Origin of the sequence: Terribacillus aidingensis, from assembly GCF_900215625.1 — a bacterium.
Lineage (GTDB): Bacteria > Bacillota > Bacilli > Bacillales > Amphibacillaceae > Terribacillus > Terribacillus aidingensis.
The window spans coordinates 237,686-262,430 of record NZ_OBEK01000002.1; the positions used below are offsets into that span (position 1 = coordinate 237,686).

Below are 24,745 nucleotides of genomic sequence, written 5' to 3' on the forward strand. Positions count from 1 at the left end.
ATGCGGAGGGTTATCTTTATAACGGGCGCAAGCGGGGCAATTGGCTCTGCTTGCGCCCGTCAGCTTGCCGGCGAAGGACATCAGCTTTTGCTTCATTACAACCGAAATGCACAGGCGATTGAAAACTTGCGGCGGGACATACCGGAAAGTATACTCGGCACTGTTCAGGCTGATTTGACGAGAGAAGAAGGCATAAACGAACTCGTTCGTTTTCTGGCTTTTCCAATTGATCAGCTCGTGTATGCGGGCGGTATGGCGCACTATGGGCTGTTTCAGGATATGACGGCAGAAGCAATGGACGATTTACTTCATGTACATGTAAAAGCTCCTTGGCGGCTCTGTCAGCACATGCTGCAGCCGATGCTGGCACAAAAAAAAGGCGGAATTGTCCTTATCTCCTCTATCTGGGGGGAGAGAGGAGCAAGCTTTGAAGCTGCTTATTCCAGTGTAAAAGCAGCGCAAATCGGCTTCGTAAAAGCACTGGCGAAAGAAACGGGGACAAGCGGTGTGCGCGTGAATGCAGTGACGCCTGGTGTAATTGACACTGAGATGAACAGCAATCTTACGAAAGAGGAACGAGAGCAGCTGACAGGCGAGATTCCGATGAACCGCTTCGGAACAGCAGGCGAAGTAGCTGAGGCTGTCAGTTATTTGCTCAGTGACAGTGCTTCTTATATAAATGGTCACGTGCTTCAAGTAAACGGCGGCTGGTAAAAATAAGTCTTTTTTTGTGTATAGAGTACCTCCTTCTGTCACAAGCTAAACTGCAAGCTAATGAAGGAGGAATAAACCATGTCAGTTCTTGATAATTTCGACTCTTGGAAAGACTTCCTAGGTGATCGCCTGCATCAGGCGCAAGGTAAAGGGATGGAAAATAGCACTGTCTCTGGTATTGCGTATGAAATTGGTGATTATCTCGCGACGAAAGTAGATGCAAAGAACACGGAAGAGAAAATTTTACGTGACCTTTGGACAGTTGCTTCCCAGGATGAGAAGCAAGCAATCGCCAACATGATGGTAAAGCTTGTCCAAGACAATGGCCACACACGCTAATTTAGCGGCCAACTTCATTCAAACCTGCTTCTTTTTTAAGAAGCAGGTTTTCTTATCGCTATTTTCCCAGCCTGTTATGGCTTTTCTAATTTTTTGTTTTCCTTTATAGTAAGGATAGGTTTTGTTAAGTTAAACGCTATTTTCCTGTAAAGGGGCTTTCTTATGGATTCATTGGAATGGTACTTGGAATACGAAATCCAGCTTAACCGGCCGGGGTTACTTGGGGACATCTCTTCCTTGCTGGGGATGCTGCACATCAATATTAAAACCATTAACGGTGTGGAGAATCAGCGGCGAGGTATGCTGCTTGCAGCGGAAAAGGAATTGCAGATTATTCGTCTGCACTCTATTTTGCGGACGATGGAGCATGTGCATATTACAAAATCTCGCGAGCCAAAGCTTCGGGACCGGCTTGCTGTCCGGCATGGCAGGTACATACATAGAGATGTGGATGACAAAAAAACATTCCGTTTCGTTCGCAGTGAAATCGGACTTCTTGTCGATTTTATGGCAGAATTGTTTAAACAGGAAGGCTCTAAGGTAATAGGAATAAGAGGCATGCCTCGTGTTGGCAAGACAGAATCAATAATAGCGGCTAGTGTCAGCGCGAACAAACGATGGCTGTTCGTCTCCAGTACTTTGTTAAAGCAGACAGCCAGAAACCAGCTGCTGCACGACGAATACAATTCGGACAACCTGTTTATCATTGACGGAATTGTCTCCACAAACCGTGCGAGTGAGCGTCATTGGGAATTGGTGCGTGAGGTAATGCGGCTCCCTGTAGCCAAGGTTATTGAACATCCGGATATTTTCGTTAGAGAAACAGAGTTTACAATAGATGATTTCGATTATATTATTGAACTTCGGAATCATGACGACGAACAAATTATTTATGAACCGGAATTTAGACAGGTGTAAGCAACTTTAAAGATGGATGGTGGTAAGAATGGACATTGGTGCAAAGCTCCGGGAAGCAAGAGAATCCAAAGGAATGACTTTGGAAGATGTACAACAGCGCACCAAAATACAGAAGCGCTACTTAAAGGCAATTGAAGAAAATAATCACAGTGTTATGCCAGGTGATTTCTACACACGTGCATTCATTAAAGAATTTGCACAAACAGTAGGAGTTAACCCGGATGAAGTACTACAACAGAAACAGCAGGAAACAGCAGCTGCTCCTGTGCAAGAAGAGCGTGAGGCTCCTTCTCGTCAAGAGCGCAGCCAGGCTCGGGAAAATGACAGACCTCCGCGCCGTGAACGAAAAGGTATTCCGTATTTGTCGTCGATTATTATCGGCCTGCTTGTTATCGCCGCAATTGTCGTTGTCGTATTAATTTACGCTGGCGGATCAAACGATACAAATGATAACAATACAGCTTCCGAAACACAGCAGCCGAGCGAAGATCAAGTAGTACAGCCGAATGATGAGCAGACTGCAAAAGAAGAAGCTGATGAATCTGCGGACACAGAAGAACAAACAGATCAAGCTGAGGAAGAACAGGCACAGAAGGAAGAAGAAGCTGCAGAACCGAAATTGTCTGTTGATGAAGAAGGCACAGCAAGCAATCCAGTAACAACGTATACATTAGAGAATGCTGGCGAAGACGTCACATTAACACTTGCTGCAGAAGGCGGAGACGCTTGGCTGCAAGTCGGTGACGGCAGCAGCGCAGGTAATGTGTATACTGGAACAATTGCAGCAGGCAGTGAGCCTGTCGAACAGGATGTAAGCGATTTGGAGACAGTTTCCGTTAGAACTGGTTATTCAAAAACGACAAAATTGCAAATCAATGGACAGGAATTGAAATTCCCAATTGATAATGATGTCCAGACAATCGTAGTCAACATTCAAAAATAACGTTGCAAGTTAAACCCTTTACGTTTATGGAAAGGGTTTAACTTGTGTTTATCTTTACATACATTGGAGGCAGTCATGAACATCCCAAATAAAATTACCTTATCCCGAATTTTTCTGATTCCTATTTTCATTATTTTACTTGCAGTACCTTTTGATTGGGGAACGTTGGATATCGGCGAAAACAACTTGCCGGTTAATCATTTAGCAGGAGCGATTCTTTTCATCATCGCTTCGTGTACCGACTGGGTAGATGGCTATTATGCCCGCAAGTTTAACCTTGTTACGAACTTAGGTAAATTCCTCGATCCGCTTGCAGATAAGCTGCTTGTTTCAGCTGCGCTCATTTTACTGGTACAATTGGAATTAGCACCGGCTTGGGTTACGATTATCATTATAAGCCGCGAATTTGCTGTCACAGGACTAAGACTTGTTGCCGCTGGTGAAGGCCTTGTATTGGCAGCAGGGCAGATGGGCAAACAGAAAACAGCGTTGCAGATTGTTGCCATCAGCGCTTTGCTTTTGCATAACTGGCCGTTTTCTTATCTAGGATTTCCGTTCGCTGCAATCTGTTTGTATCTTGCTCTTATTCTGACGATCGTGTCCGGAGTCGACTACTTTATGAAGAACTGGCATGTAATGAAGGAGTCGAAATAAAATGAAACATATTAATGCAGAAGTAATCGCCGTCGGGACGGAGATTCTGATTGGTCAAATCAACAATACAAATGCGCAATGGATTTCCAAGCAGCTGGCTGATCATGGTATCAATGTGTTTTACCATCATGTTGTGGGCGATAACCTAGGCCGTGTTCGAGAATCATTTGAAAAAGCACAGCGCGATGCCGATTTTGTTCTTGTAACTGGCGGACTTGGACCAACAGAGGATGACCTAACAAGAGAAGCTTTTCAGCTTGTTTCGGGGTTAGAGATGCATGAAGATCAAGAAGCAATGGACGCCATTAAAGATTTCTTTAACAAGCGAGGCCGAACAATGTCACCGAATAATCACAAGCAGGCGCGTGTGTTTGAAGGTGCAGCTGTGCTGGAAAATACAGTCGGTATGGCACCAGGTATGCTTGTTGAACACGAAGGTACTGTTTGGGCTTTCATGCCAGGTGTGCCGCGTGAAATGAAACAAATCATGTCTGATCATGTCCTGCCTTATGCACGTGAAAAATGGCAGCTGCACTCGGTGCTGCAATCTCGTTTGCTTCATTTTATCGGTATCGGAGAGTCGCAGCTGGAAACGGATTTGCTTGATCTTATTCAAGTTCAAGAGAATCCGACGATTGCGACATATGCTTCTGAAGGAGAAGTAGCGGTTCGGCTTACAGCGAGGGCAGATACAAAAAAAGAAGCCGATCGCTTAATTGATGAAGTAGAAAGAGATGTAATGGATCGAGTCGGCCATTATTTTTATGGCTATGATGAAACGTCGGTTCAGCAGCAAGTATATGATATGCTAAAACAGCGTCAGCTAACATTGGCAAGCGCTGAGAGCCTTACCGGCGGATTATTTGGTGACGCACTTGTTTCTATCAGCGGTGCGTCAGCGGTATTTCTTGGCAGCATCGTTGCGTATTCGCCGCTTGTGAAACAAAATGTGCTCGGTGTGAAGGAAGAAACAATTAAAACAGCAGGTACCGTGAGCGAAGCGTGTGCAGTCGAAATGGCAGAGAACGCAGTCCGTCTTACGAATGCCGATATTGGGATCAGCTTTACCGGAGCAGCCGGTCCAGATGCCACAGAAGGAAAAGAGCCCGGGACAGTCTTCATCAGCTTGCACGAAAAAGGCAAAGCAACCAAAACAACGGAGCTGTCTATTCGAAGCTCGCGGCAAGGTGTACGAGCTATAGCGGTGAAGAAAGGTTTTGAGCTGCTCTTCCATCATTTGAAAGCAACAATTTCGTGAAATCTTAATTTGTCAATTATAAAAGCGGATAAATGTTCTTTTTCCCTTAAGCAAAACATTCTTTTCGATGTGTTCGGGCGGAATGAAAAAAAGGGAACATTTATTCGCTTTTTGCTTGTTATATCTCAATAAACAAGTTAAAATAGATATAGATAATCCAAAGGAGGAAATACATTTGAGTGAACGTAAACAAGCCCTTGATATGGCTTTGAGACAAATAGAGAAACAGTTCGGTAAAGGTTCCATTATGAAACTCGGTGAAAGAGCAGAACAGAAGGTCTCTACCGTATCCAGCGGCTCCCTTGCTCTCGACATCGCCCTTGGTGTCGGCGGCTATCCGAAAGGCCGTGTTGTTGAAATCTACGGCCCGGAATCCTCTGGTAAAACGACTGTTGCACTGCATGCAATTGCAGAAGCACAGCGTAACGGCGGACAAGCGGCTTTCATTGATGCAGAGCATGCGCTTGATCCTGTTTATGCACAAAAACTAGGTGTTAATATAGATGAACTTTTACTTTCCCAGCCTGATACCGGGGAACAAGCATTAGAAATTGCAGAAGCCCTCGTACGAAGCGGTGCGGTTGATATCGTTGTTGTCGACTCCGTAGCTGCCCTTGTACCGAAAGCTGAAATTGAAGGGGAGATGGGTGACTCCCACGTCGGTCTTCAAGCACGTCTTATGTCCCAGGCTTTACGTAAATTGTCTGGTGCAATCAACAAATCAAAAACAACTGCCATCTTTATCAACCAGATTCGTGAGAAAGTCGGTGTTATGTTCGGTAACCCTGAAACAACACCAGGCGGTCGTGCGCTTAAATTCTATTCTTCTGTTCGCCTCGAAGTACGCCGTGCAGAGACGCTCAAGCAAGGTAATGATATGGTAGGTAATAAAACTAGAATTAAAGTTGTGAAAAACAAAGTTGCACCTCCGTTTAAGCAAGCGGAAGTAGACATTATGTACGGAGAAGGAATTTCCCGCGAAGGAGAACTTATCGATATTGCCAGTGACCTGGACATCGTTCAAAAAAGCGGAGCTTGGTATTCTTATAACGATGAGCGCCTAGGACAAGGCCGTGAGAATGCAAAACAATTCATGAAAGAAAATCCGGAAGTAGCTACGACAATTCAGATGCAAGTACGTGAGCACTATAATCTGGATGCAGATAAGAAACTTCCGGATGAAGAACAAGAAACACTGGATATGTAAGATAAAAAGCTGACACAATCGTGTTTTAGCTGAAAAAAGTCCAAACGAAACTGTTATTATACGCAGTATCGTTTGGATTTTTTATTACATTCATCTAAATAGAGGCTAAATAACCGCAATGGACATGTTGTTCGCTCTCGGTGAATTTCTGTTTTGTGCTGCTGGTTTAGTTCAAGCATTAAAGACTGACTGGTGCAGGCTGCATGCAGCACAGCAGCCATCGGCCATCGAGCTGTTCTTTCATAAAAAATTCCAGTCAGTCATAGTTCATTTTATATGTTCAACTTTCTAGTACTTTCCATGTTATCTTGACAACATGCGAACACAGGATTAAAATTAAGTAGTATAATTTTCTTTTGTATTATACTTTTCTAAGGTTACCATCGTTTTTTAAATGAAAAACATTGTGCATGCCGACAGACATGTTTGTACAATTTCATAGCAGGGGAGGTGAAATCATGGAACTATTTTACCTGATCATCTCCATTTTGCTTGTTCTAATCGTCGGTGGTGTTGTTGGTTATCTTGTTCGCAAATCTATTGCTGAGAAAAAAATCTCCGGTGCGGAGGAATTAGCGAAGCAAATAGTCGCAGAAGGCCATCGCAATGCGGAAACGGCTAAAAAAGAAGCGCTTCTCGAAGCGAAAGATGAAAACTTTCAGATGCGTCAGCAGACGGAGCAGGAATTACGTGAGCGACGTCTCGAACTGCAAAAGCAAGAAAACCGTCTGATGCAGAAGGAAGAGAATCTGGACCGTAAAAGCGATACGCTTGATAAGCGTGAAGTTACGTTAGAGAAAAAGGAACAATCATTAACTGAAAGACAACAACAAATTGAAGAATTGGAAAGCAAAGTGGAAGTCTTGGTGAAAGAACAGCAGCTGAAATTAGAACAGATTTCTGGCTATACATCCGATGAAGCACGTCAAATCGTGCTGGATAAAGTCGAGAAGGAAGTTGCCTTTGAATCAGCTGTTATGATTAAAGATGCAGAACATCGCGCCAAAGAAGAGGCCGATAAAAAAGCGAAAAGCATTCTTTCCCTTGCACTTCAGCGCTGTGCAGCCGATCATGTTGCGGAAACGACAGTATCTGTCGTTAACTTGCCGAATGACGAGATGAAAGGACGCATCATCGGTCGGGAAGGCCGTAATATTCGTACACTAGAGACGCTTACCGGAATTGATCTGATTATTGATGATACGCCAGAAGCGGTTATCCTATCCGGTTTTGATCCTGTCCGTCGTGAGATTGCAAGGATTGCGCTCGAGAAACTTGTCCAAGATGGCCGTATCCACCCTGCCCGAATTGAGGAAATGGTGGAGAAATCCAGACGGGAAGTGGATGAATATATCCGTGAAACAGGTGAAGAGACGACTTTCGAAGTTGGCGTACATGGTTTGCATCCGGATTTAGTCAAGATACTCGGCAGATTGAAGTACCGCACAAGCTATGGGCAGAACGTATTGAAGCACTCAATGGAAGTTGCTTATCTGTCCGGACTGCTAGCAGCCGAACTTGGCGAGGATGTTACACTTGCAAAACGCGCAGGCCTGCTTCATGACATCGGAAAAGCGATCGACCACGAAGTAGAAGGCAGCCACGTTGAAATCGGGAAAGAGCTCGCAATGAAATACAAAGAGCATCCAGTCGTCATCAATTCTATTGCTTCCCACCACGGAGATGAGGAAGCGACATCTATCATCGCAGTGCTAGTAGCTGCAGCGGATGCCCTCTCAGCTGCCCGTCCGGGAGCAAGAAGTGAGACATTGGAGAACTACATCAAGCGCCTGGAGAAACTGGAGGAGATTTCTGAATCCTTCCAGGGCGTAGAGAAATCTTTCGCCATTCAGGCAGGGCGTGAGATTCGTATCATGGTTAAGCCGGATGAAATTGATGACTTGGAGTCCATTAAAGTCGCTCGTGATATTCGGAAACGGATTGAAAGTGAATTGGATTATCCAGGGCACATCAAAGTTACGGTAATCCGCGAAACACGTGCAGTTGAATATGCAAAATAAAAAAGCGGCCCTGTGCCGCTTTTTTTTTATGTTAAACTATACTTAGGATACATGGATATACAGAAAGGACTAGATTATGAAGCTACTATTTATTGGAGACGTTGTCGGAGAACCTGGCCGACAAATGGTACAAGATTATTTGCCGCGTCTGAAGAAACGTTTTCAGCCGCAATTGACAATCATTAATGGAGAAAATGCTGCAGACGGGAAAGGCATTAATGAACGGATCTACAAGCAATTTCTCGAATGGGGTGCACAAGCTGTCACAATGGGCAATCACACATGGGATAAGCGTGACATCTTTGAATTCATTGATGATGCAAAATATTTGGTTCGTCCGTCTAATTTGCCGCCAGAAACACCTGGTACAGGTATTATTTACGTGAAGATAAATCAACATGAAGTAGCTATCATCAATTTGCTAGCACGCACATTTATGATGCCGGCAGATGATCCGTTCCGAGAAGCGGACCGTCTTATTGAAGAAGCGCGCAAACGTACGAATCTTATATTTATCGATTTTCACGGAGAAGCGACAAGCGAGAAGCAGGCTTTCGGCTGGTATGTAGATGGACGTGTCAGCGCAGTTGTAGGTACCCATACACATACCCAGACAGCAGATGAACGAATATTGCCATCTGGTACAGCGTATATTTCAGATGCGGGTATGACAGGCCCTTATGAAGCGATTCTCGGTATGGAGCGAGAAGCCGTTATCAAAAGATTTCTAACGAACTTGCCAGTACGTTTTGAAGTGCCCAAAACGGGTAAAACACAATTAAATGGAGTAGTAATCGATCTGGATCCGCAAACGGGAAAGGCAACCTCCATCAAACGCATCCTGATCAACGATGACCACCCGTATATGGATTGATCTTTGCTGCTCCTTCACTAGGTCTCTTGTTTACAAAGATGAACCAGGACAGGTTGTACCACTTTTTCAGAGATCGCCCTAAAATGGGCATATCTACTATCCGCTAGAAATATAGTAAAAGGAAAGTAGTCCAGTAAACGAAGGAGGTACCAGTGTTGGATATACTAAAAGTTTCAGCGAAATCCAATCCAAATTCAGTAGCAGGCGCACTCGCGAACGTATTAAGAGAACGTGGCTCAGCGGAAATTCAGGCAATCGGGGCAGGAGCTTTAAACCAATCGGTTAAAGCTGTCGCAATCGCTCGCGGTTTTGTCGCTCCAAGCGGAGTAGACTTAATTTGTATCCCGGCATTCACGGATATCATGATCGACAACGAGGAACGGACTGCCATTAAATTAATCGTGGAACCACGATAAGTCCCGCTTTAAGCGGGGCTTTTTTATTTCCAATACTTGGACGTATAACTTGCCATTGGTATAATAGAAGCAACTAGCATGCAATGGAGGGTGACGAATTCAGTGAATGAAGAACAGCGAAAATCAAATCGTTTTATTTCTGCAAAATATGCGAAACAAGAAGAAAAAGCCTTGCATGAGAAAACAACAGCAGATTTCGCGAAGTATTTCCAAACGACGTATCAGCCGCCTGATTTAAAGCAGGCAAAGAAACGGCGCAGGGAAGAGGTCAAGTTCCATTATGATTTCACTATTCCGCCAGCAATGCAGAAAGCCGGCACAGGTAAGAAATTTCTTATCCGTACATATGGCTGCCAAATGAATGAACATGACACCGAAGTGATGGCAGGATTGTTTGTAGAGATGGGGTATGAGCCGACAACGGATACACATGATGCAGATGTTATTTTGCTGAACACATGTGCGATTCGGGAAAATGCCGAAAATAAAGTGTTTGGCGAAATCGGTCATCTGAAGCCATTGAAACTTGAGAATCCGGACTTAATCATTGGCGTATGCGGCTGTATGTCTCAGGAAGAAGCAGTTGTGAATCGCATTTTGAAAAAGCACCCGCATATTGATATGATCTTCGGAACGCACAATATACATCGATTGCCGCAGCTTCTCCAAGAAGCCCGTTTCAGCAAGGAAATGGTGCTCGAGGTTTGGTCGAAGGAAGGAGATGTGATTGAAAATCTCCCAAAAGTTAGAAAAGGAAAAATCAAGGCATGGGTCAATATCATGTACGGATGTGATAAGTTCTGTACCTATTGTATTGTTCCTTATACTAGAGGAAAAGAAAGAAGCCGGCGCCCGGAGGATATCGTCCAAGAAGTGCGGGAGCTAGCGGCGCAAGGCTACCAAGAGATCACATTGCTCGGTCAAAACGTTAATGCGTATGGCAAGGACTTAACCGATGTGAACGTTGGACTTGGCGATTTAATGGACGAGATTCGAAATATTGCGATTCCTCGGATTCGTTTCACGACTTCCCATCCGCGTGACTTTGATGATAAACTAATAGAGGTACTAGCCCAAGGCGGGAATTTGCTTGACCACATACATTTGCCAGTTCAATCCGGCAGCAGTGATATCCTGCGGGTAATGGCACGTCGGTACACACGTGAAGATTATATGCGTTTGGTAGAAAAAATCAGACAGCACATTCCGAATGTCACACTGACTACAGACATTATTGTCGGGTTTCCGAATGAGACAGAGGAGCAGTTCCAGGAGACATTGTCTTTAGTCAAAGAAGTTGGATTTGAGGCAGCATATACGTATATTTACTCTCCTCGTGACGGGACACCGGCTGCTAAGTGGGAAGATAACGTTCCGCTGGAAGTGAAAAAAGAACGGCTCCAGCGATTAAATACTTTAATAGATCAACAGGCAGCAGCGTCTATGCAGCTGTATGAAGGCAAAGTGGTGCATGTGCTCGTCGAAGGCGAAAGTAAACGAAACCCAGAAGTATTGTCGGGTTATACGGAAAAAAACAAGCTTGTTAATTTCCGAGGACCCGCTTCAGTAATTGGTAAAATCGTTCCCGTTATTGTGACAAAGGCCAAAACTTGGTCACTTGACGGCGAACTAGCAGAAACAACAGCGGAGGTACACAGCTCATGAATTATTCCACCGAAGAAATTCTTAAACAAGCAGAAGCGTTGGCAGAGGACATGCGCGGGTTAGATGAAATTGCGCATTTCCATCAGCTCGAGGCAAAGCTGAACGAGAATAAAAAGGTGCAGACATATATCAATCAAATTAAAATGAAACAAAAGCAGGCAGTCAACTTGCAAGCGTATGGCAAGCGGGAAGCGCAGCTGCAAATGGAGCAGGAAATCGATGAGCTGCAAGCAAAGATTGACAGCCTTCCAATTGTGCAAGACTTCAAGGAATCCCAAGTCATCACAAACCATATTCTGCAAAGCATCTCTCAAAACATCCAGCATACCGTCTTTCAAGAGGAAGAGACGGAGAAATAAGCTTTCCATGTGAAAAAAGATTCGTACTTGTTACCATGCAAAAGTGCGAATCTTTTCTTTTTGTTCTCAAGCTTCCTTTCATAGAAACGTTAAGTTACTTTCAAGTAATGAATAACCTCTTTCTAGGCATCTGCATAGAATGGAGGAGCGTCCAGCTTTGGTAAAGGAATATATTTTTCCTGACACCATAGGTGAACACCCTGCATAACATGACTATGTAAAAAGAGGAGGTTTTCGTACATGGGTTTTCAAGATCAGTCCTACCGTGAGATCATCACGAAAGCAGTTATCGGCCGCGGCCGCAAGTTCAGCAAGAATATCGATCATATCAAGCCTGAGCACAAACCTTCCAGCATCCTTGGCTGCTGGGTCATCAACCACCTGTACAACGCAAAAAAGAAAGGCGATAAGGGTGTTGAAATTACAGGCAGTTATGATATCAACGTTTGGTATTCGCACAATGACAATACAAAGACAGAAGTAGTCACAGAGCGTGTACCTTACAAGGAACTAGTCAAATTGAGTGTAAAAGATGAAAATTGCATTGATGATGAATACGAAGTTTATGCAAAGGCAATACAGCAGCCAAACTGCTTGGAATGTAAAATTGTTCAGCATGGCCAAAAGATTTTCGTGGAAATCGAGAAAGAATTTCTTGTAGAAGTTATCGGCGAAACGAAACTTTGCGTGAAAGTAGATCCAGATGGCTGTGTTGTAGAAGATGTAGAAGAAGAATGGGATTTCGAGCTTACGGATGACGATTTCAAAGATGTGGATCCAGACTTTTTGGATAAAAAGCACGATAATTAAACGAGAGCAGCAGCTCTCGTTTTTTGTTTGCCAAGAAAGAGACCAGGCAGGAAAAGCGAAAAAGACCTGTGTTATAATGAACGTAATTGCAATGAAACAGAGGAGTAGGAAAATGGCAGGTTATACACCAATGATGCAGCAATATTTACGAATAAAAGCCGATTATAAGGATGCGTTTCTTTTCTTTCGGCTTGGAGATTTTTACGAGATGTTCTTCGATGATGCCTTAAAGGCGACGAAAGAGCTCGAAATCACCCTTACGAGCAAAAATGCGGGCGTGGAAGAAAAGGTGCCAATGTGTGGCGTTCCTTACCATTCGGCTGATAATTATATAAGAATACTAGTTTCACGGGGATTTAAAGTGGCGATCTGTGAACAAGTAGAAGACCCGAAAACCGCTAAAGGAGTCGTGAAGCGTGAAGTAGTCCAGCTGATTACACCTGGTACAGTCATGGAGAATGGTATGCTGGACGAAAAAGAAAATAATTACTTGGCGGCTGTAAACGAAAACGCTGACCATACTTATAGTCTTGTTTATCATGATCTTTCTACTGGGGAAAATCGTGCTGCACTGCTGGAGGGCGGTTTTGATACACTGCTCAGCGAGCTGTACAATCAGCCGGTACGGGAAATTGTCGTTTCCGAACAGCTTGATCAGCCGCTGCAGGACGAACTGAAGATGCGGCTTGGTGTAACGCTATCATACCAAGAGCCAGGCGTGTCTAACAGTCTGTCACAGGAGAAGCTGGCCGGCGGAGTTACTGATACAAGGTTGCTAGACTGCTTTTTCATGCTTTTACATTATGTAGAACGTACGCAAAAGCGCGGGTTGGATCATCTGAAGCCGCTTCAAGTAATGGAACTGAAGTCTTACATGACACTGGATATGTATTCAAAGCGCAATCTGGAGCTTACCGAAACAATCTTGAAGAAGGGCAAGCACGGCAGTTTGCTTTGGGTGCTCGATGATACAGTTACGGCAATGGGTGCAAGAATGCTGAAAAAGTGGCTTGAACGACCGCTGTTACAAAAAGAAGCAATCACGCGGCGCCAAGATTTAGTACAAGCATTTTTGGATCACTTCTTCGAGCGGGATACCATTCGCCAGCTGCTGCAATCTGTTTACGACGTTGAAAGATTGTCCGGCCGTGTTGCATATGGAAATGTAAACGCCCGTGATTTATTACAGCTGAAACGAACGCTGGCAAAACTGCCAGAACTGAAGCAAGTATTGTCGGATTTTGCAGAGGCTGAGGTCCAGCGAATGGGACAAGAGCTAGATCCGCTGCCAGCATTGCATGACTATTTGGAGAAAAGTCTGCATGAAGATGCACCAATTGGTGTGCGGGAAGGCGGGCTGTTAAAGGATGGTTTTCACGCGCAGCTTGATACGTATCGAGATGCATCCAGAAACGGCAAGCAATGGATTGCGGCACTAGAGCAGCAAGAGCGGATAGAAACAGGAATCAAGTCGCTGAAGGTCGGCTATAACAAAGTATTCGGTTACTATATTGAAGTAACTCGAGCAAATCTGCATTTGCTGCCGGAAGGAAAGTACGAACGAAAACAGACACTCAGCAACGCTGAACGCTTTATCACACCCGAATTGAAAGAAAAAGAAGCGTTAATTTTGGAAGCGCAGGAAAAGAGTGTAGAGTTGGAGTATGAATTGTTCTTGGAGATCAGGGACCATGTGAAAACATATATTCCAGCACTGCAGCAGCTGGCAGATCAGATCAGCCAATTGGACGTGCTGCAAAGCTTTGCAGAAGTGAGTGAAAAGCAGCGCTATGCTCGGCCGACGTTTAACAGCAGCAGATCTGTATCAATTACGGAAGGCCGTCACCCGGTTATTGAAAAAGTGATGAAATCCGGTGAGTTTGTTCCGAATGATGTGCAAATGGATCAAGGATCGGATATCCTGCTGATTACGGGACCGAATATGAGCGGTAAAAGCACCTATATGCGGCAAGTTGCTTTGACGAGCATTATGGCGCAAATAGGCTGTTTCGTGCCAAGTGAAGCGGCAGATCTGCCATTATTTGATCAAATCTTTACTCGAATCGGTGCAGCGGACGATCTCGTTTCCGGCCAAAGTACATTCATGGTCGAGATGCTGGAATCGAGGCATGCTTTGGAGCACGCGACGGACAGAAGCTTAATCTTGCTCGATGAAATTGGCCGCGGAACAAGCACCTATGACGGGATGGCGTTAGCCCAGTCAATAATTGAATATGTGCATGACAACATTCATGCTAAAACTTTATTCTCCACGCACTATCATGAGCTCACAACGCTAGATGAAAATTTGGAAAAACTCCGCAATGTGCACGTGCGAGCAGAGGAGCATGAAGGCAATGTTGTCTTTCTTCACCAAATTCGTGAAGGAGCGGCAGATGAGAGCTACGGGATTCACGTAGCAAAACTTGCCAAGCTGCCAGACAGCCTGATTGAGCGGGCGTCTGCTATCCTGCAAGAGCTGGAAGGACAAGGACAGAAGCTGGAAGCCTCTGCTCCTAAAGCAGTACAGGAAGACATGCAGCTGTCTTTCTTCGCCGAACCAGAACCGAAAAAAGAAGAAACTGTAAAACGATCTGACAAGCGAGCAGAGCAGGTACTTACGGAGCTTTCTTCCATTAACTTAATGGAGCAAACACCGATGGAAGCAATGAATTTATTATATAAACTACAGCAAATGGCAGCAAAGAAGTAAGGAGGTTCCCATATGGCGATTCAATTGATGCCGGATGTTTTAGCAAATAAGATTGCAGCTGGGGAAGTAGTTGAGCGGCCGGCTTCTGTCGTCAAGGAACTAGTAGAAAACAGTATTGATGCAGGAAGTACGGTAATCAAGGTAGCTATTAAAGAAGCTGGTCTGACCGAAATTTGTATTGTTGACAATGGTGCAGGCATGGAAGCGGATGACGTGGAACGAGCTTTCTTCCGTCATGCAACAAGTAAAATCCGAAATGAAAATGATTTATTTCATGTACGTACACTAGGATTTCGCGGTGAGGCCCTCGCCAGTATTGCAGCGGTAAGTCAGTTGGAGATAAAGACGAGTACTGGAGAAGATGCGGGCGTAAAGCTTGCTTTAGAAGGCGGAATTATAAAAGAACGAGGCAAATGCGATGCGCGTAAAGGGACGGAAATTACCGTTCGTCACTTGTTTTTTAATACACCTGCGCGTTTAAAATATATGAAAACCATTCATACCGAGCTTGGTCATGTATCAGAAGTAATTAATCGGATGGCATTAGCTCACCCGGAAATCCGCTTTGAACTGACGCATAATGACAAGCCGCTGTTTCAGTCGACTGGCCGCGGTGATATGCTGCAAATTGTCGCCCAGATTTACGGCAACTCGGTCGCAAAGAAAATGGTGAACGCTTCTCATGAAACATTGGATTATCAGTTAGAGGTGTTAGCAGCAAAACCAGAAATCAACCGGGCGTCCCGGCAGTATGTATCATTTATCGTTAATGGCAGATATATTCGTAATCCTATTTTAGCTAAAGCTGTGATGCAGGCGTATCATACGCTGCTGCCAATTGGAAGATTTCCGCTTGCGGTGATTTCTATTAAAATGGATCCAATTCTTGTTGATGTCAATGTACATCCCGCTAAACTGGAGGTACGTTTCAGCAAGGAGAAGGAATTATTTGATGCTGTAGAACAGCTTGTTAGTAAAGCATTACGGCAGCAGCGCCTTATCCCCGAAGCAGCGGCACCAAAACCAAAAAAGGTGCAGGAGAAAAGTGAACAGCAAAGCTTCACTTTTTTTGAGACGAAACCAACGAGAGAACCGCAGCCTGAAAAATGGTTTTTCGATGAAGTAAAAGAGACAGCGCCGCCTATTATGGAAGCACAACCATCACAACAGCAGGACGATACCTCTTCAGAACCAGCGTACATGCCAGAAACAGTTGCTGAAGACAGAATAATAGAAGAGACGGTTGAGCCGGAGCTAGAGCCAGCATATGCGGTGCCGGTGATGTATCCGATTGGACAGCATCACGGCACGTACATCTTGGCAGAAAATGAAGAAGGACTGTTTCTAGTCGATCAGCATGCTGCGCAGGAACGGATTAAATATGAGTATTTTAGAGATAAAATTGGCGATGTAGAAAAAGAGCTGCAGGAACTGCTTATTCCGCTTACGTTTGATTTCACCAAACAAGAAGCACTAATCGTCGAACAATATCAAACAGAATTAGAAGCTGTTGGACTTTTCTTTGAATCTTTCGGCGGCAGTACGTACATTGTGCGTTCTCATCCGCAATGGTTCCCGCAAGGTTTTGAGGAAGAAGTTATCCGCGAAATCGTCGAGCAGGTCATGCAGGAAAGTAAAGTTGATATTCATAAATTGCGAGAAGAAGCGGCCATTATGATGTCCTGCAAGCGATCTATCAAAGCGAACCATCATCTGAACTATGATGATATGTTTCATTTGCTGGAAGAGCTTCGTACATCACAAGATCCGTTTACTTGCCCGCATGGCAGGCCGATTATTATCCGTTTCACTTCTTATGAACTGGAGAAGCTGTTTAAGCGAGTTCAATAAATCTTGGATGAATTGGGAGATTCATTTAAAATTTAAATAACTACTACTAGGTTAAGATGCTCTGATTGCAGATGCGGCAGAATACGCCGCTATTAGACGTAAAAATACACGGAGACTACTCAGATTGAAGAGATAGTATTTTGCGATCGATGCCTTGTAACACTTGCTGCTGTCTCGTTTCTTATATCCAGCGATAAGAAGGCTTACCAGCACGCAAAGATGTGCAGCTTACCCCTAAAACAGGGTCCAGCAGCGTATATCTAATGCACGAAAAAACCAAACAATGGCTGTTAATTCGGCATTGTTTGGTTTTTTTATAGCTAAAATATGCGTAATCGAGCCTCTATTTTGCTTGTCTAGGTATCAACCGCTTCGCCTGCGGTGGTTTACGATTATACTATCTTGTAACTAAGAAATGACAGGAAAGGAGTAGGTGCTATGGCTTTATTTATCAAACCGTCTGCAGGCAGATTGACAAATGGCTTCCGAGGTGCAAGTTCTTCTCATAACGGCGTTGACTGGGCGCAATCTGGAACAGTGCGTGTAGCGGCTGCAGCGGCCGGAACGGTTACCCGATCGTATGTATCTTCTTCTTATGGAGAAGTTATTTTTATCGTGCACCAGCTAGGCGGCCAGACGTTTGAAACGGTATACGCGCATTTGCGTTCCGGTTCCAGGCAGGTTGGCGCAGGCGATACGGTCAGACAAGGGCAATTCATTGGCTATATGGGAAGCACAGGAGATTCGACTGGTCAGCATTTGCATTTTGAATTGCATCGGGGCAGATGGAATGCAAATAAAACCAATGCGGTTAACCCGCTCGACTATATTGGCGCAAGTTCCAGCACTCCGCAGAATTCCGCTGGCGCAGCTTATCCAGGAAGCTATATTCGGACTGGGTCGCGCGGAGAAAACGTACGGAAAATCCAGCGCGCTGTCGGAGTGACAGTCGATGGTATTTTTGGTCCGAACACACGACAGGCAGTTATCAATTTCCAGCGCAATAATGGACTCGGTGTCGATGGCATCGTTGGTCCGGAAACTTGGAATAAATTGTTCTGAATTTGGGCATGCTGACAGCCAGAGGGGGCGTTAGCTATGCAAACAAATCAGCATCTTATTGACTTTTTAAACCAGCAAATTGCTAATACAAGTGTCCTGCACGTGAAACTTCAGCGTTATCATTGGTATGCAAAAGGTCCTTACGGATACGTTATTGAACAATATACAAAGGACTTGCACGAGCAGCTGGATGACATAAAGAAGTGCTTAGGCGTACGGGTACTTGCCATCGGCGGCAGACCAATTGCAGTAATGAGCAAATTTCTGCAAGAAGCAACCATTAAGGAAGCAGAAGCAGATGATGAGGATTATGAGGTAGTAAAAACACTGCGTCATGACTACAGTCAGCTGGCACAGGAAATCAAGATTACCGGCATACCGATTGCTAGAAGGCAGGAAGATGAAGCGACAGCGGGTTTGCTCGTTGATATTCTTGGCAAGCTGGAATACGAAGCCATTCGTTTGACGAAATATCTCATCGATGCCGATCGATAAGCTGTGCTGCATGCACGGCTTTTCGTTTATCTTTCTCTGTCTCGTTATGCTAAACTAATGGCATGATGGCAAGAAGGAGACTAACATGAAAAAGCAAAAAGTTATTGTGGTTGTCGGACCTACTGGCGTCGGCAAGACACAGCTGAGTGTTGAAATCGCGAAGAAGTTTAATGGCGAGGTTATCAGCGGGGACTCCATGCAAATATATAAAGGTATGGACATCGGTACAGCGAAAGTCACGAAAGAAGAGCAGCAAGGTATACGGCATCATTTAATTGATATCCGCGAACCGGAAGAAAGCTATTCGGCTGCTGATTTCCAAAAAGATGTACAAACTTGTATTGCAGCAATACATAGCCGAGGAAAAATTCCAATCATTGCTGGCGGGACTGGATTATACATACAAGCTGCACTGTACAGCTATGACTTTTCTGAAGCTAAACGTGATGATAGCTACCAGCAGCAGCTGGAACTAGAAGCACAGACCCATGGAGCAGAGCATTTGCATGCGCAGCTGCAGGCGGTAGATCCGATTCAGGCAGAACGCATCCATCCGAACAATGTACGTCGTGTTATCCGTGCGCTGGAGATTTACCATCGTACTGGGAAAAGAATGAGTGATCATGAGGAAACCGCCTTAGATTCCCGTTATGATGCGACAATCATCGGTTTGGAAATGGATCGTGAACTCTTATACGAACAAATTAATCTCCGTGTGGATCGTATGCTATCAGACGGATTATTAGACGAAGTCCGCACATTTTTCGATGCTGGGTTGCGTGATACACAATCCATGCGTGCAATCGGCTATAAGGAGTTTATCCCTTATTTGGAAGGGAAAATGGACTGGGAGGATACAGTGACGCAGCTGAAGCAAAACAGCCGTCGCTATGCCAAACGGCAATATACATGGTTCCGCAACAAAATGGATGTGAACTGGTATACCATCACACCAGCGGAAAAAGCAGAAAAGTTTACAATTATTTTAGAAGAACTTGCAGGAATGCTGACAGAAAGGTAGAAATAGGAACCGTATAGAAATTAGGAGGGGAATAGATGTCACAATCTGTAAATATTCAAGATCAATATTTGAACCAGCTGCGCAAAGAGCGTATGCAAGTAACTATCTTTCTTACAAATGGATTCCAAATCCGCGGAACGGTAAAGGCTTTTGACAATTTCACCGTACTGTTCGAAACGGAAGGAAGACAGCAATTAATCTTTAAACATGCGATTTCCACATTCTCGCCAGCAAAGAATGTATCGCTGGATTATAAAGAACAAAGCTAAACAAGAACGGGTGCCACTGGCACCCGTTTTGTTTTGTGGTGGTAAAGCGCCTCCTTGCTGAATAAAGTAGAGAAAGGCCGTTGGGCATTTGTCACGCTATGTCTGTCTTGAGCGTAAACTACTGCAATGAGGGGTGATCATGTGGAAGCTCAAGTTACGAATACGAAGGGTAAGATCAATATCGTCCTTAAGAACCGTCAACAGGAGATGGAGCAGCTGCAGCATGCAACCATCAAGCGCGATATCGATCCATTCCGTCATATTGATCAGGAATTTGCCGCATTCATCGGATTGGAAAAGCTTAAAAAAACAATTAAAGAAATTTACGCCAATGTCCATATTAACCAAAAAAGAGAAGCGGCAGGATTAAAACAGGAAAAACAAGTACTGCACATGTTATTTGAAGGAAATCCAGGTACTGGGAAAACAACGGTCGCCCGCAAGCTCGCAGCTGTTTTCCACGAAATGAATGTTCTTGATAAAGGACATTTCATCGAAGCAGAACGCGCCGATCTGGTCGGAGAATATATTGGCCATACAGCCCAGAAAACGAGGGCGCTTGTACAGCGAGCCATGGGCGGGATCTTATTTATAGATGAAGCATATTCGCTGGCCCGAGGCGGAGAAAAGGACTTTGGCAAGGAAGCGATTGATACACTAGTCAAACATATGGAAGATGCCTCTAACAGGTTTATCCTTATCCTTGCTGGCTACCCAAGAGAAATGGCAAATTTTATGAGTTTAAATCCGGGTCTGCGCTCACGCTTCCCGATTCAGCTTCAATTTCCTGACTACAAATCCGAACAGCTGATGGATATTGCCAAGGGTATGCTTGCCGAGAAAGAATATCAGCTCACGAAAGAAGCAGAGTGGAAACTGAAAGAAATTATCGTGCAGCAAAAGTCAAAGCGAACGCCCGATTTTTCTAATGCTCGATTTGTCCGTAACATACTTGAGAAAGCGATTCGCATGCAGGCAGTACGCCTCGTGCGTCATGATCACCATCTGTCGACCGAGGAACTAATGAAAGTGACTGTTGCTGATTTGAATGCAGAAGAATAATAACCTTTAAAAAAAGCTTTAGCTGATTACAGCTAGAGCTTTTTTTATTTACAGAATATCGCCTTGAATAGGCTGGATATGATAGGGCACGATACGTAGCAAGGAGTGCGGATAATGGGGAAAATAATCGAATTTCTAGTAAGGACAGATGTTTGGCTTGGAACGATTGTAGTTGTACTCGTGCCTGTTTTGAGTGCTTTACTTTTTCATAAGCTAAAAGAGCTGCGCAGACAAACGAATATGCGTCCAAAACAGCATTTCATCCCGTCAAGTATTGTGTTATCAGAAAAGCTAACATCCAATGTAAAAAGTATTAAAGCGATTGTCGGAGACAGTTCAGACATTATCTTTCGTCAATTCAAATTAGGCAATGATAATCGCAGCTGCAGCATTGTGCATATTGATGGGTTAGTTGATACGCAGCAGCTGCAGCAAGCTATTCTGCATCCGTTACTGCATGGGAAACAAACGAAGACGAAACTTAATCTATTTAAAAGTCAAAGTATTAAAGATTATTTGCTGAACCACACAATTGAGGTTAGTGATATAAAAGTGACGAAAGAGATAGACAAAGTTGTTCGGCAGCTGCTGTCGGGGTCGGTGCTCCTTTTAGTAGATGGATTGGACGAGGCACTTCTTTTAAGTGTTAAGAAATGGGTATCCAGAAGCGTGGAAGAGCCAATTTCAGAATCACTCGTAAGAGGTCCAAGAATGGGATTTATCGAAAATTTGCGTGACAATACAGCTATTTTACGAAGAATGACAACAGATCCCAACTTGACTTTCAAGGATTTTGACGTAGGTGAGCGAACGAAGAAGCAGCTCACTATTGCATATATAAGAGATATTGCGAACGAAGAATTACTCACAGAAGTAACAAGACGCATAGAAGATTTGGATATTGATCACGTCGCAGAATCTGGCTACATTGAACAGCTCATCGAGGATAATTATTTCTCTATTTTTCCTCAAGTACAATCAACAGAGCGGCCGGACCGCGTCATGGCGGCCATTTTAGAGGGAAGAGTTGCGATCATGCTGGACGGCACGCCTTATGTATTAATTGCGCCGGCGACATTCTCAATAATGCTGCAATCTCCGGAAGACTACTATGAACGTTGGATTCCGATGTCGCTGATTCGAGTGCTTCGCTATGTCGCAGCACTGCTAAGTGTGTTTCTGCCGTCTTTTTATATCGCGTTTGTTTCGTTTCACCAAGGTCTGATACCAACTGATTTGGCTCTGGCAATAGCAGGGACAAGAGTCGGTGTACCTTTTCCAACCATTATTGAAGCATTATTGATGGAGGTATCCATTGAATTATTGAGGGAAGCAGGTTTGCGTCTGCCAAAACCGGTAGGGCAAACGGTTGGTTTGGTAGGAGCGTTAATTATTGGAGAAGCGGCCGTTCAGGCGGGTTTAGTCAGTCCTATCATGGTTATTGTTGTATCAGCTACGGCTATCTCTTCTTTTGTTTCTCCGCAATACAATGCCGGTATCGCTTTAAGATCGCTTCGTTTTTTGTCAATGTTTTCGGCTGCTTTATTAGGTTTATATGGCATCAGTTTGTTTTTCGTCGCTTTATGTATTCATGCGGTCAAGCTAAAGAGCTTCGGCCTGCCTTATGTGACACCAGGAACATTATACAGCAAAGAAGATTGGAAAGATTTTTTCCTGCGATTGCCTTTGTTTACAATGCGAAAGCGGCCGGCTGAATATTTTCCGAAGGATCAAGTTAGAATGAGAAAAAAGTAGGAGCTGTTCGATATGAAACTAGGAACAAACCAGATTACGACTAATCAGATGATTGCCCTGCTATCCTCTGCTTTGATTGCGGTAGGGATTTTTACACTTCCCAGAAATTTGGCCATAAAAGTAGGTACCCCGGATTTATGGATAAGCACCCTGATAGGCGGGGTATTTAGTTATTTAACGTGTTTGATTATCGTAACCTTATGTCTGCGTTTTAAGCAGCTCACCTTTTTTCAATTCAATAAATTAATTGTCGGGAAATGGCTAGGGATGCTGCTCAGTGCTGCTTTTATTGGATACGCACTCTTGATTGGCTCCTTTGAGATTCGTTCTATGGGTGAACTGACGCAGTTTTATTTATTAGAAGATACCCCGATTTGTGTCATTATGATTAGTATGTACTGGGTGGCGATTTATCTTTTGACAGGCGGCATCAACCCGATTGCCCGATTGATTGAATTGTTGACACCGCTCACGATTTGTATTTTCATATTGGTTATTGTATTAGGAATTAAAGTGTTTGAACTTAATAATTTGCGACCTGTACTCGGTCTGGGAATTTCACCTGTGCTAAAGGGCCTAACTCCTACTTTTCTTACCTTCAGCGGTGCTGAATTTCTGCTTGTATTTATTGCAATGATGCAGAAGCCGAAAGAAGCAAAAAGAGTTGCATTAATTGGATTAGCAATTCCGGTATCTATTTATTTATTGGCAGTTGTCATCATGACGGGAGGGTTATCGGTAGAAAGAATGAAGCATGAGAAGTGGCCAACCTTTGCTTTGATTCAAGAATACGAATACAGAGGGGTTTTGTTTGAACGGTTTGAATCATTATTTTTAGTTGTCTGGCTAATTCAAATGTTTCTTACCTACATCGTTTGCCACTATGTTGCGGCAGAAGGAGTAGCAACACTAACACGTCTTTCTTATAAACAAGCGAGCTATATGCTTTTAGCGGCAGTTTATTTTATCTGTTTAATACCAAGTGACCTGAATCAGTTAGAGAAGATGGGTACTATTATCGGGTGGACGAGCTTTGCATTTTCTTTTATAGTCCCTTCGCTGCTGCTCTTGATAGCGTTGATGAGGAGGCTGAAGCGAGATGGCGAGCAAGAGAGTGGTACGTAAACTAAGCCTGTGTATGATATTACTTTTGTGTTTGTCTGGCTGCTGGGACAGTTCTGATATTGAGGATATAAGTTTCGCTATGGGATTTGGTATTGATGCTAGCGATGATGAACAGGAACCGATTCAGCTTACTACGCAAGTTGCATTGACGAAAAAACAGGGTGAACAAGCGACAGCGCAGCAGGGAAAGCTATTTCAAAATGTTACACTAAAAGCAAACAGCATACATGAAATGGTTCGCGGTTTATCGCTGCAGCTGCCGTACCCAATTTTAACAGATCATTTGGAAACGGTAGTAATTAACCAAGATATTGTAACCGACTACGATCTTTTTATTTTACTGGATGAACTGCTGCGTGATAATATAACCCGCTTAAGCCCCAGTGTTGTTATTTCGGCGCAGCAAGCAAGTGATATATTGGCTACCAATATTGATGGGGAGATTACAAGCGATTATATAAGTGCTTTTTTCACGAATGAAACCTCGACGATGAAAATTCTTCCTAAAGTGCGTGTAGGTGATGTTACAGCCAATTTAATATCGGGAACTAGTGTAATCCTGCCGAAAATTACAAAAGACAAAAAAACAGTGAAGCTGGATGGTGCAGGGATTATTCGTGCAAAAGATAACAAACTCACCGGTTTCTTAACTGATAAAGAGGTTGAAGGAGTTAACTGGCTGACAGGCGAGGGGGCTGGAGGCCTGCTTAATTTCCGAGACGAAAAGGGAAATACAATCATCTATGAAATCCAGCATTATAAAACAAAGTCAAACCCTCATTACAAAAATGGAAAACTGACCTTTGATGTGCAAATAACAGCACAAGGTTGGATTACCGAAGACTGGTCACTTACAAGCAACAATTTATCTGAAAAATATGTAGATAAATTGGAGAGGTTAGCTGCAGAGGAGGTTGTTAAGATAGTGGAAGGCACGATGAAAAAACTGCAGCAAGATTATAAAACCGATGTGGTGAAGTTTTATGACAGCTTTCGGATTGCTTATCCAAGAGACTATCAGAAAATGCAGAAGGATTGGGATAATTATTTTGCAGATGCTGACGTGAAGTACGATGTGAAAATAAAGATTGTAAATACAGGGGATTTGGTGAAAGAAGGAAAGCCTAAATAAAGAAGGGTACCGATATAGCATCCCAGTCACAGTGCTTATCTTAAATTCCTAAGCCTCCATTATAAATGCGAAGGCTTTTTCA

General features: G+C 43.9%; 23 protein-coding genes and 1 pseudogene. All 24 read left to right on the forward strand.

What is annotated here, in order from left to right; genetic code table 11:
• The 24 genes and pseudogenes from ymfI (at position 1) to CRO17_RS06690 (ending at position 24,663) form a co-directional block, all read left to right on the forward strand.
• Positions 1–714, forward strand: a complete 714-nt coding sequence (ymfI, locus tag CRO17_RS06580; protein WP_097040541.1) for an elongation factor P 5-aminopentanone reductase — start codon at positions 1–3, stop codon at positions 712–714.
• Positions 715–792: 78 nt separating this feature from the next.
• Positions 793–1,053: a DUF3243 domain-containing protein gene (locus tag CRO17_RS06585; protein WP_097040543.1), complete on the forward strand. Its 261-nt coding sequence runs from the start codon at positions 793–795 to the stop codon at positions 1,051–1,053.
• 162 nt (positions 1,054–1,215) lie between these two features.
• On the forward strand, positions 1,216–1,971 hold the full coding sequence (locus tag CRO17_RS06590) for a DUF3388 domain-containing protein (protein ID WP_097040545.1): 756 nt from the start codon (positions 1,216–1,218) through the stop codon (positions 1,969–1,971).
• A gap of 28 nt (positions 1,972–1,999) precedes the next feature.
• Positions 2,000–2,914: a helix-turn-helix domain-containing protein gene (locus CRO17_RS06595; RefSeq protein ID WP_179636884.1), complete on the forward strand. Its 915-nt coding sequence runs from the start codon at positions 2,000–2,002 to the stop codon at positions 2,912–2,914.
• 75 nt (positions 2,915–2,989) lie between these two features.
• A complete protein-coding gene (gene pgsA, locus CRO17_RS06600) occupies positions 2,990–3,568 on the forward strand; it encodes a CDP-diacylglycerol--glycerol-3-phosphate 3-phosphatidyltransferase (RefSeq protein WP_097040550.1) in 579 nt (192 codons plus the stop codon).
• Between the two features lies 1 nt (position 3,569).
• Positions 3,570–4,826: a competence/damage-inducible protein A gene (locus tag CRO17_RS06605; RefSeq protein WP_097040552.1), complete on the forward strand. Its 1,257-nt coding sequence runs from the start codon at positions 3,570–3,572 to the stop codon at positions 4,824–4,826.
• Positions 4,827–5,001: 175 nt separating this feature from the next.
• A complete protein-coding gene (gene recA / locus CRO17_RS06610) occupies positions 5,002–6,033 on the forward strand; it encodes a recombinase RecA (protein WP_097040554.1) in 1,032 nt (343 codons plus the stop codon).
• 458 nt (positions 6,034–6,491) lie between these two features.
• A complete protein-coding gene (gene rny, locus CRO17_RS06615) occupies positions 6,492–8,054 on the forward strand; it encodes a ribonuclease Y (protein ID WP_097040556.1) in 1,563 nt (520 codons plus the stop codon).
• Between the two features lie 76 nt (positions 8,055–8,130).
• Positions 8,131–8,928 carry a TIGR00282 family metallophosphoesterase gene (locus CRO17_RS06620; protein ID WP_097040558.1) on the forward strand — a complete coding sequence of 266 codons (798 nt, stop codon included), beginning with the start codon at positions 8,131–8,133 and terminating at the stop codon, positions 8,926–8,928.
• Positions 8,929–9,083: 155 nt separating this feature from the next.
• Positions 9,084–9,344 carry a stage V sporulation protein S gene (locus CRO17_RS06625; protein WP_058307744.1) on the forward strand — a complete coding sequence of 87 codons (261 nt, stop codon included), beginning with the start codon at positions 9,084–9,086 and terminating at the stop codon, positions 9,342–9,344.
• A gap of 102 nt (positions 9,345–9,446) precedes the next feature.
• The gene (miaB, locus tag CRO17_RS06630; protein ID WP_425444425.1) at positions 9,447–11,009 is read left to right on the forward strand and encodes a tRNA (N6-isopentenyl adenosine(37)-C2)-methylthiotransferase MiaB; all 1,563 of its coding nucleotides are present in this window, start codon (positions 9,447–9,449) and stop codon (positions 11,007–11,009) included.
• Positions 11,006–11,368 (forward strand): YlbF/YmcA family competence regulator, encoded by a 363-nt coding sequence (locus CRO17_RS06635; protein ID WP_097040563.1) that lies wholly within the window; start codon positions 11,006–11,008, stop codon positions 11,366–11,368. Before miaB ends, CRO17_RS06635 begins: the two co-directional genes overlap by 4 nt.
• 240 nt (positions 11,369–11,608) lie before the next feature.
• Positions 11,609–12,178 (forward strand): outer spore coat protein CotE, encoded by a 570-nt coding sequence (gene cotE / locus CRO17_RS06640; protein WP_097040566.1) that lies wholly within the window; start codon positions 11,609–11,611, stop codon positions 12,176–12,178.
• Positions 12,179–12,290: 112 nt separating this feature from the next.
• Entirely contained in the window at positions 12,291–14,891 is a 2,601-nt protein-coding gene (gene mutS / locus CRO17_RS06645; protein WP_097040568.1) for a DNA mismatch repair protein MutS, read from the forward strand.
• Between the two features lie 12 nt (positions 14,892–14,903).
• Positions 14,904–16,742 (forward strand): DNA mismatch repair endonuclease MutL, encoded by a 1,839-nt coding sequence (mutL, locus tag CRO17_RS06650; protein ID WP_097040570.1) that lies wholly within the window; start codon positions 14,904–14,906, stop codon positions 16,740–16,742.
• Between the two features lie 438 nt (positions 16,743–17,180).
• Positions 17,181–17,576: pseudogene (locus tag CRO17_RS17710) on the forward strand (M23 family metallopeptidase); the annotation flags it as partial.
• Positions 17,577–17,684: 108 nt separating this feature from the next.
• Positions 17,685–17,804, forward strand: coding sequence for a peptidoglycan-binding domain-containing protein (locus tag CRO17_RS17715; RefSeq protein ID WP_245864759.1), 120 nt, complete (start codon positions 17,685–17,687; stop codon positions 17,802–17,804).
• Between the two features lie 36 nt (positions 17,805–17,840).
• Positions 17,841–18,299 carry a Dps family protein gene (locus CRO17_RS06660; RefSeq protein WP_097040572.1) on the forward strand — a complete coding sequence of 153 codons (459 nt, stop codon included), beginning with the start codon at positions 17,841–17,843 and terminating at the stop codon, positions 18,297–18,299.
• A gap of 85 nt (positions 18,300–18,384) precedes the next feature.
• The gene (gene miaA / locus CRO17_RS06665) at positions 18,385–19,320 is read left to right on the forward strand and encodes a tRNA (adenosine(37)-N6)-dimethylallyltransferase MiaA (RefSeq protein ID WP_097040574.1); all 936 of its coding nucleotides are present in this window, start codon (positions 18,385–18,387) and stop codon (positions 19,318–19,320) included.
• A 35-nt stretch (positions 19,321–19,355) separates the two neighbouring features.
• Entirely contained in the window at positions 19,356–19,589 is a 234-nt protein-coding gene (gene hfq, locus CRO17_RS06670) for an RNA chaperone Hfq (protein ID WP_097040576.1), read from the forward strand.
• A 126-nt stretch (positions 19,590–19,715) separates the two neighbouring features.
• Positions 19,716–20,651, forward strand: coding sequence for an AAA family ATPase (locus CRO17_RS06675; RefSeq protein WP_097040578.1), 936 nt, complete (start codon positions 19,716–19,718; stop codon positions 20,649–20,651).
• Between the two features lie 240 nt (positions 20,652–20,891).
• Entirely contained in the window at positions 20,892–22,406 is a 1,515-nt protein-coding gene (locus CRO17_RS06680) for a spore germination protein (protein WP_097041924.1), read from the forward strand.
• 12 nt (positions 22,407–22,418) lie between these two features.
• A complete protein-coding gene (locus tag CRO17_RS06685) occupies positions 22,419–23,531 on the forward strand; it encodes a GerAB/ArcD/ProY family transporter (protein ID WP_097040580.1) in 1,113 nt (370 codons plus the stop codon).
• The gene (locus CRO17_RS06690; protein WP_097040582.1) at positions 23,506–24,663 is read left to right on the forward strand and encodes a Ger(x)C family spore germination protein; all 1,158 of its coding nucleotides are present in this window, start codon (positions 23,506–23,508) and stop codon (positions 24,661–24,663) included. Before CRO17_RS06685 ends, CRO17_RS06690 begins: the two co-directional genes overlap by 26 nt.
• The last annotated feature ends 82 nt before the right edge of the window (positions 24,664–24,745 follow it).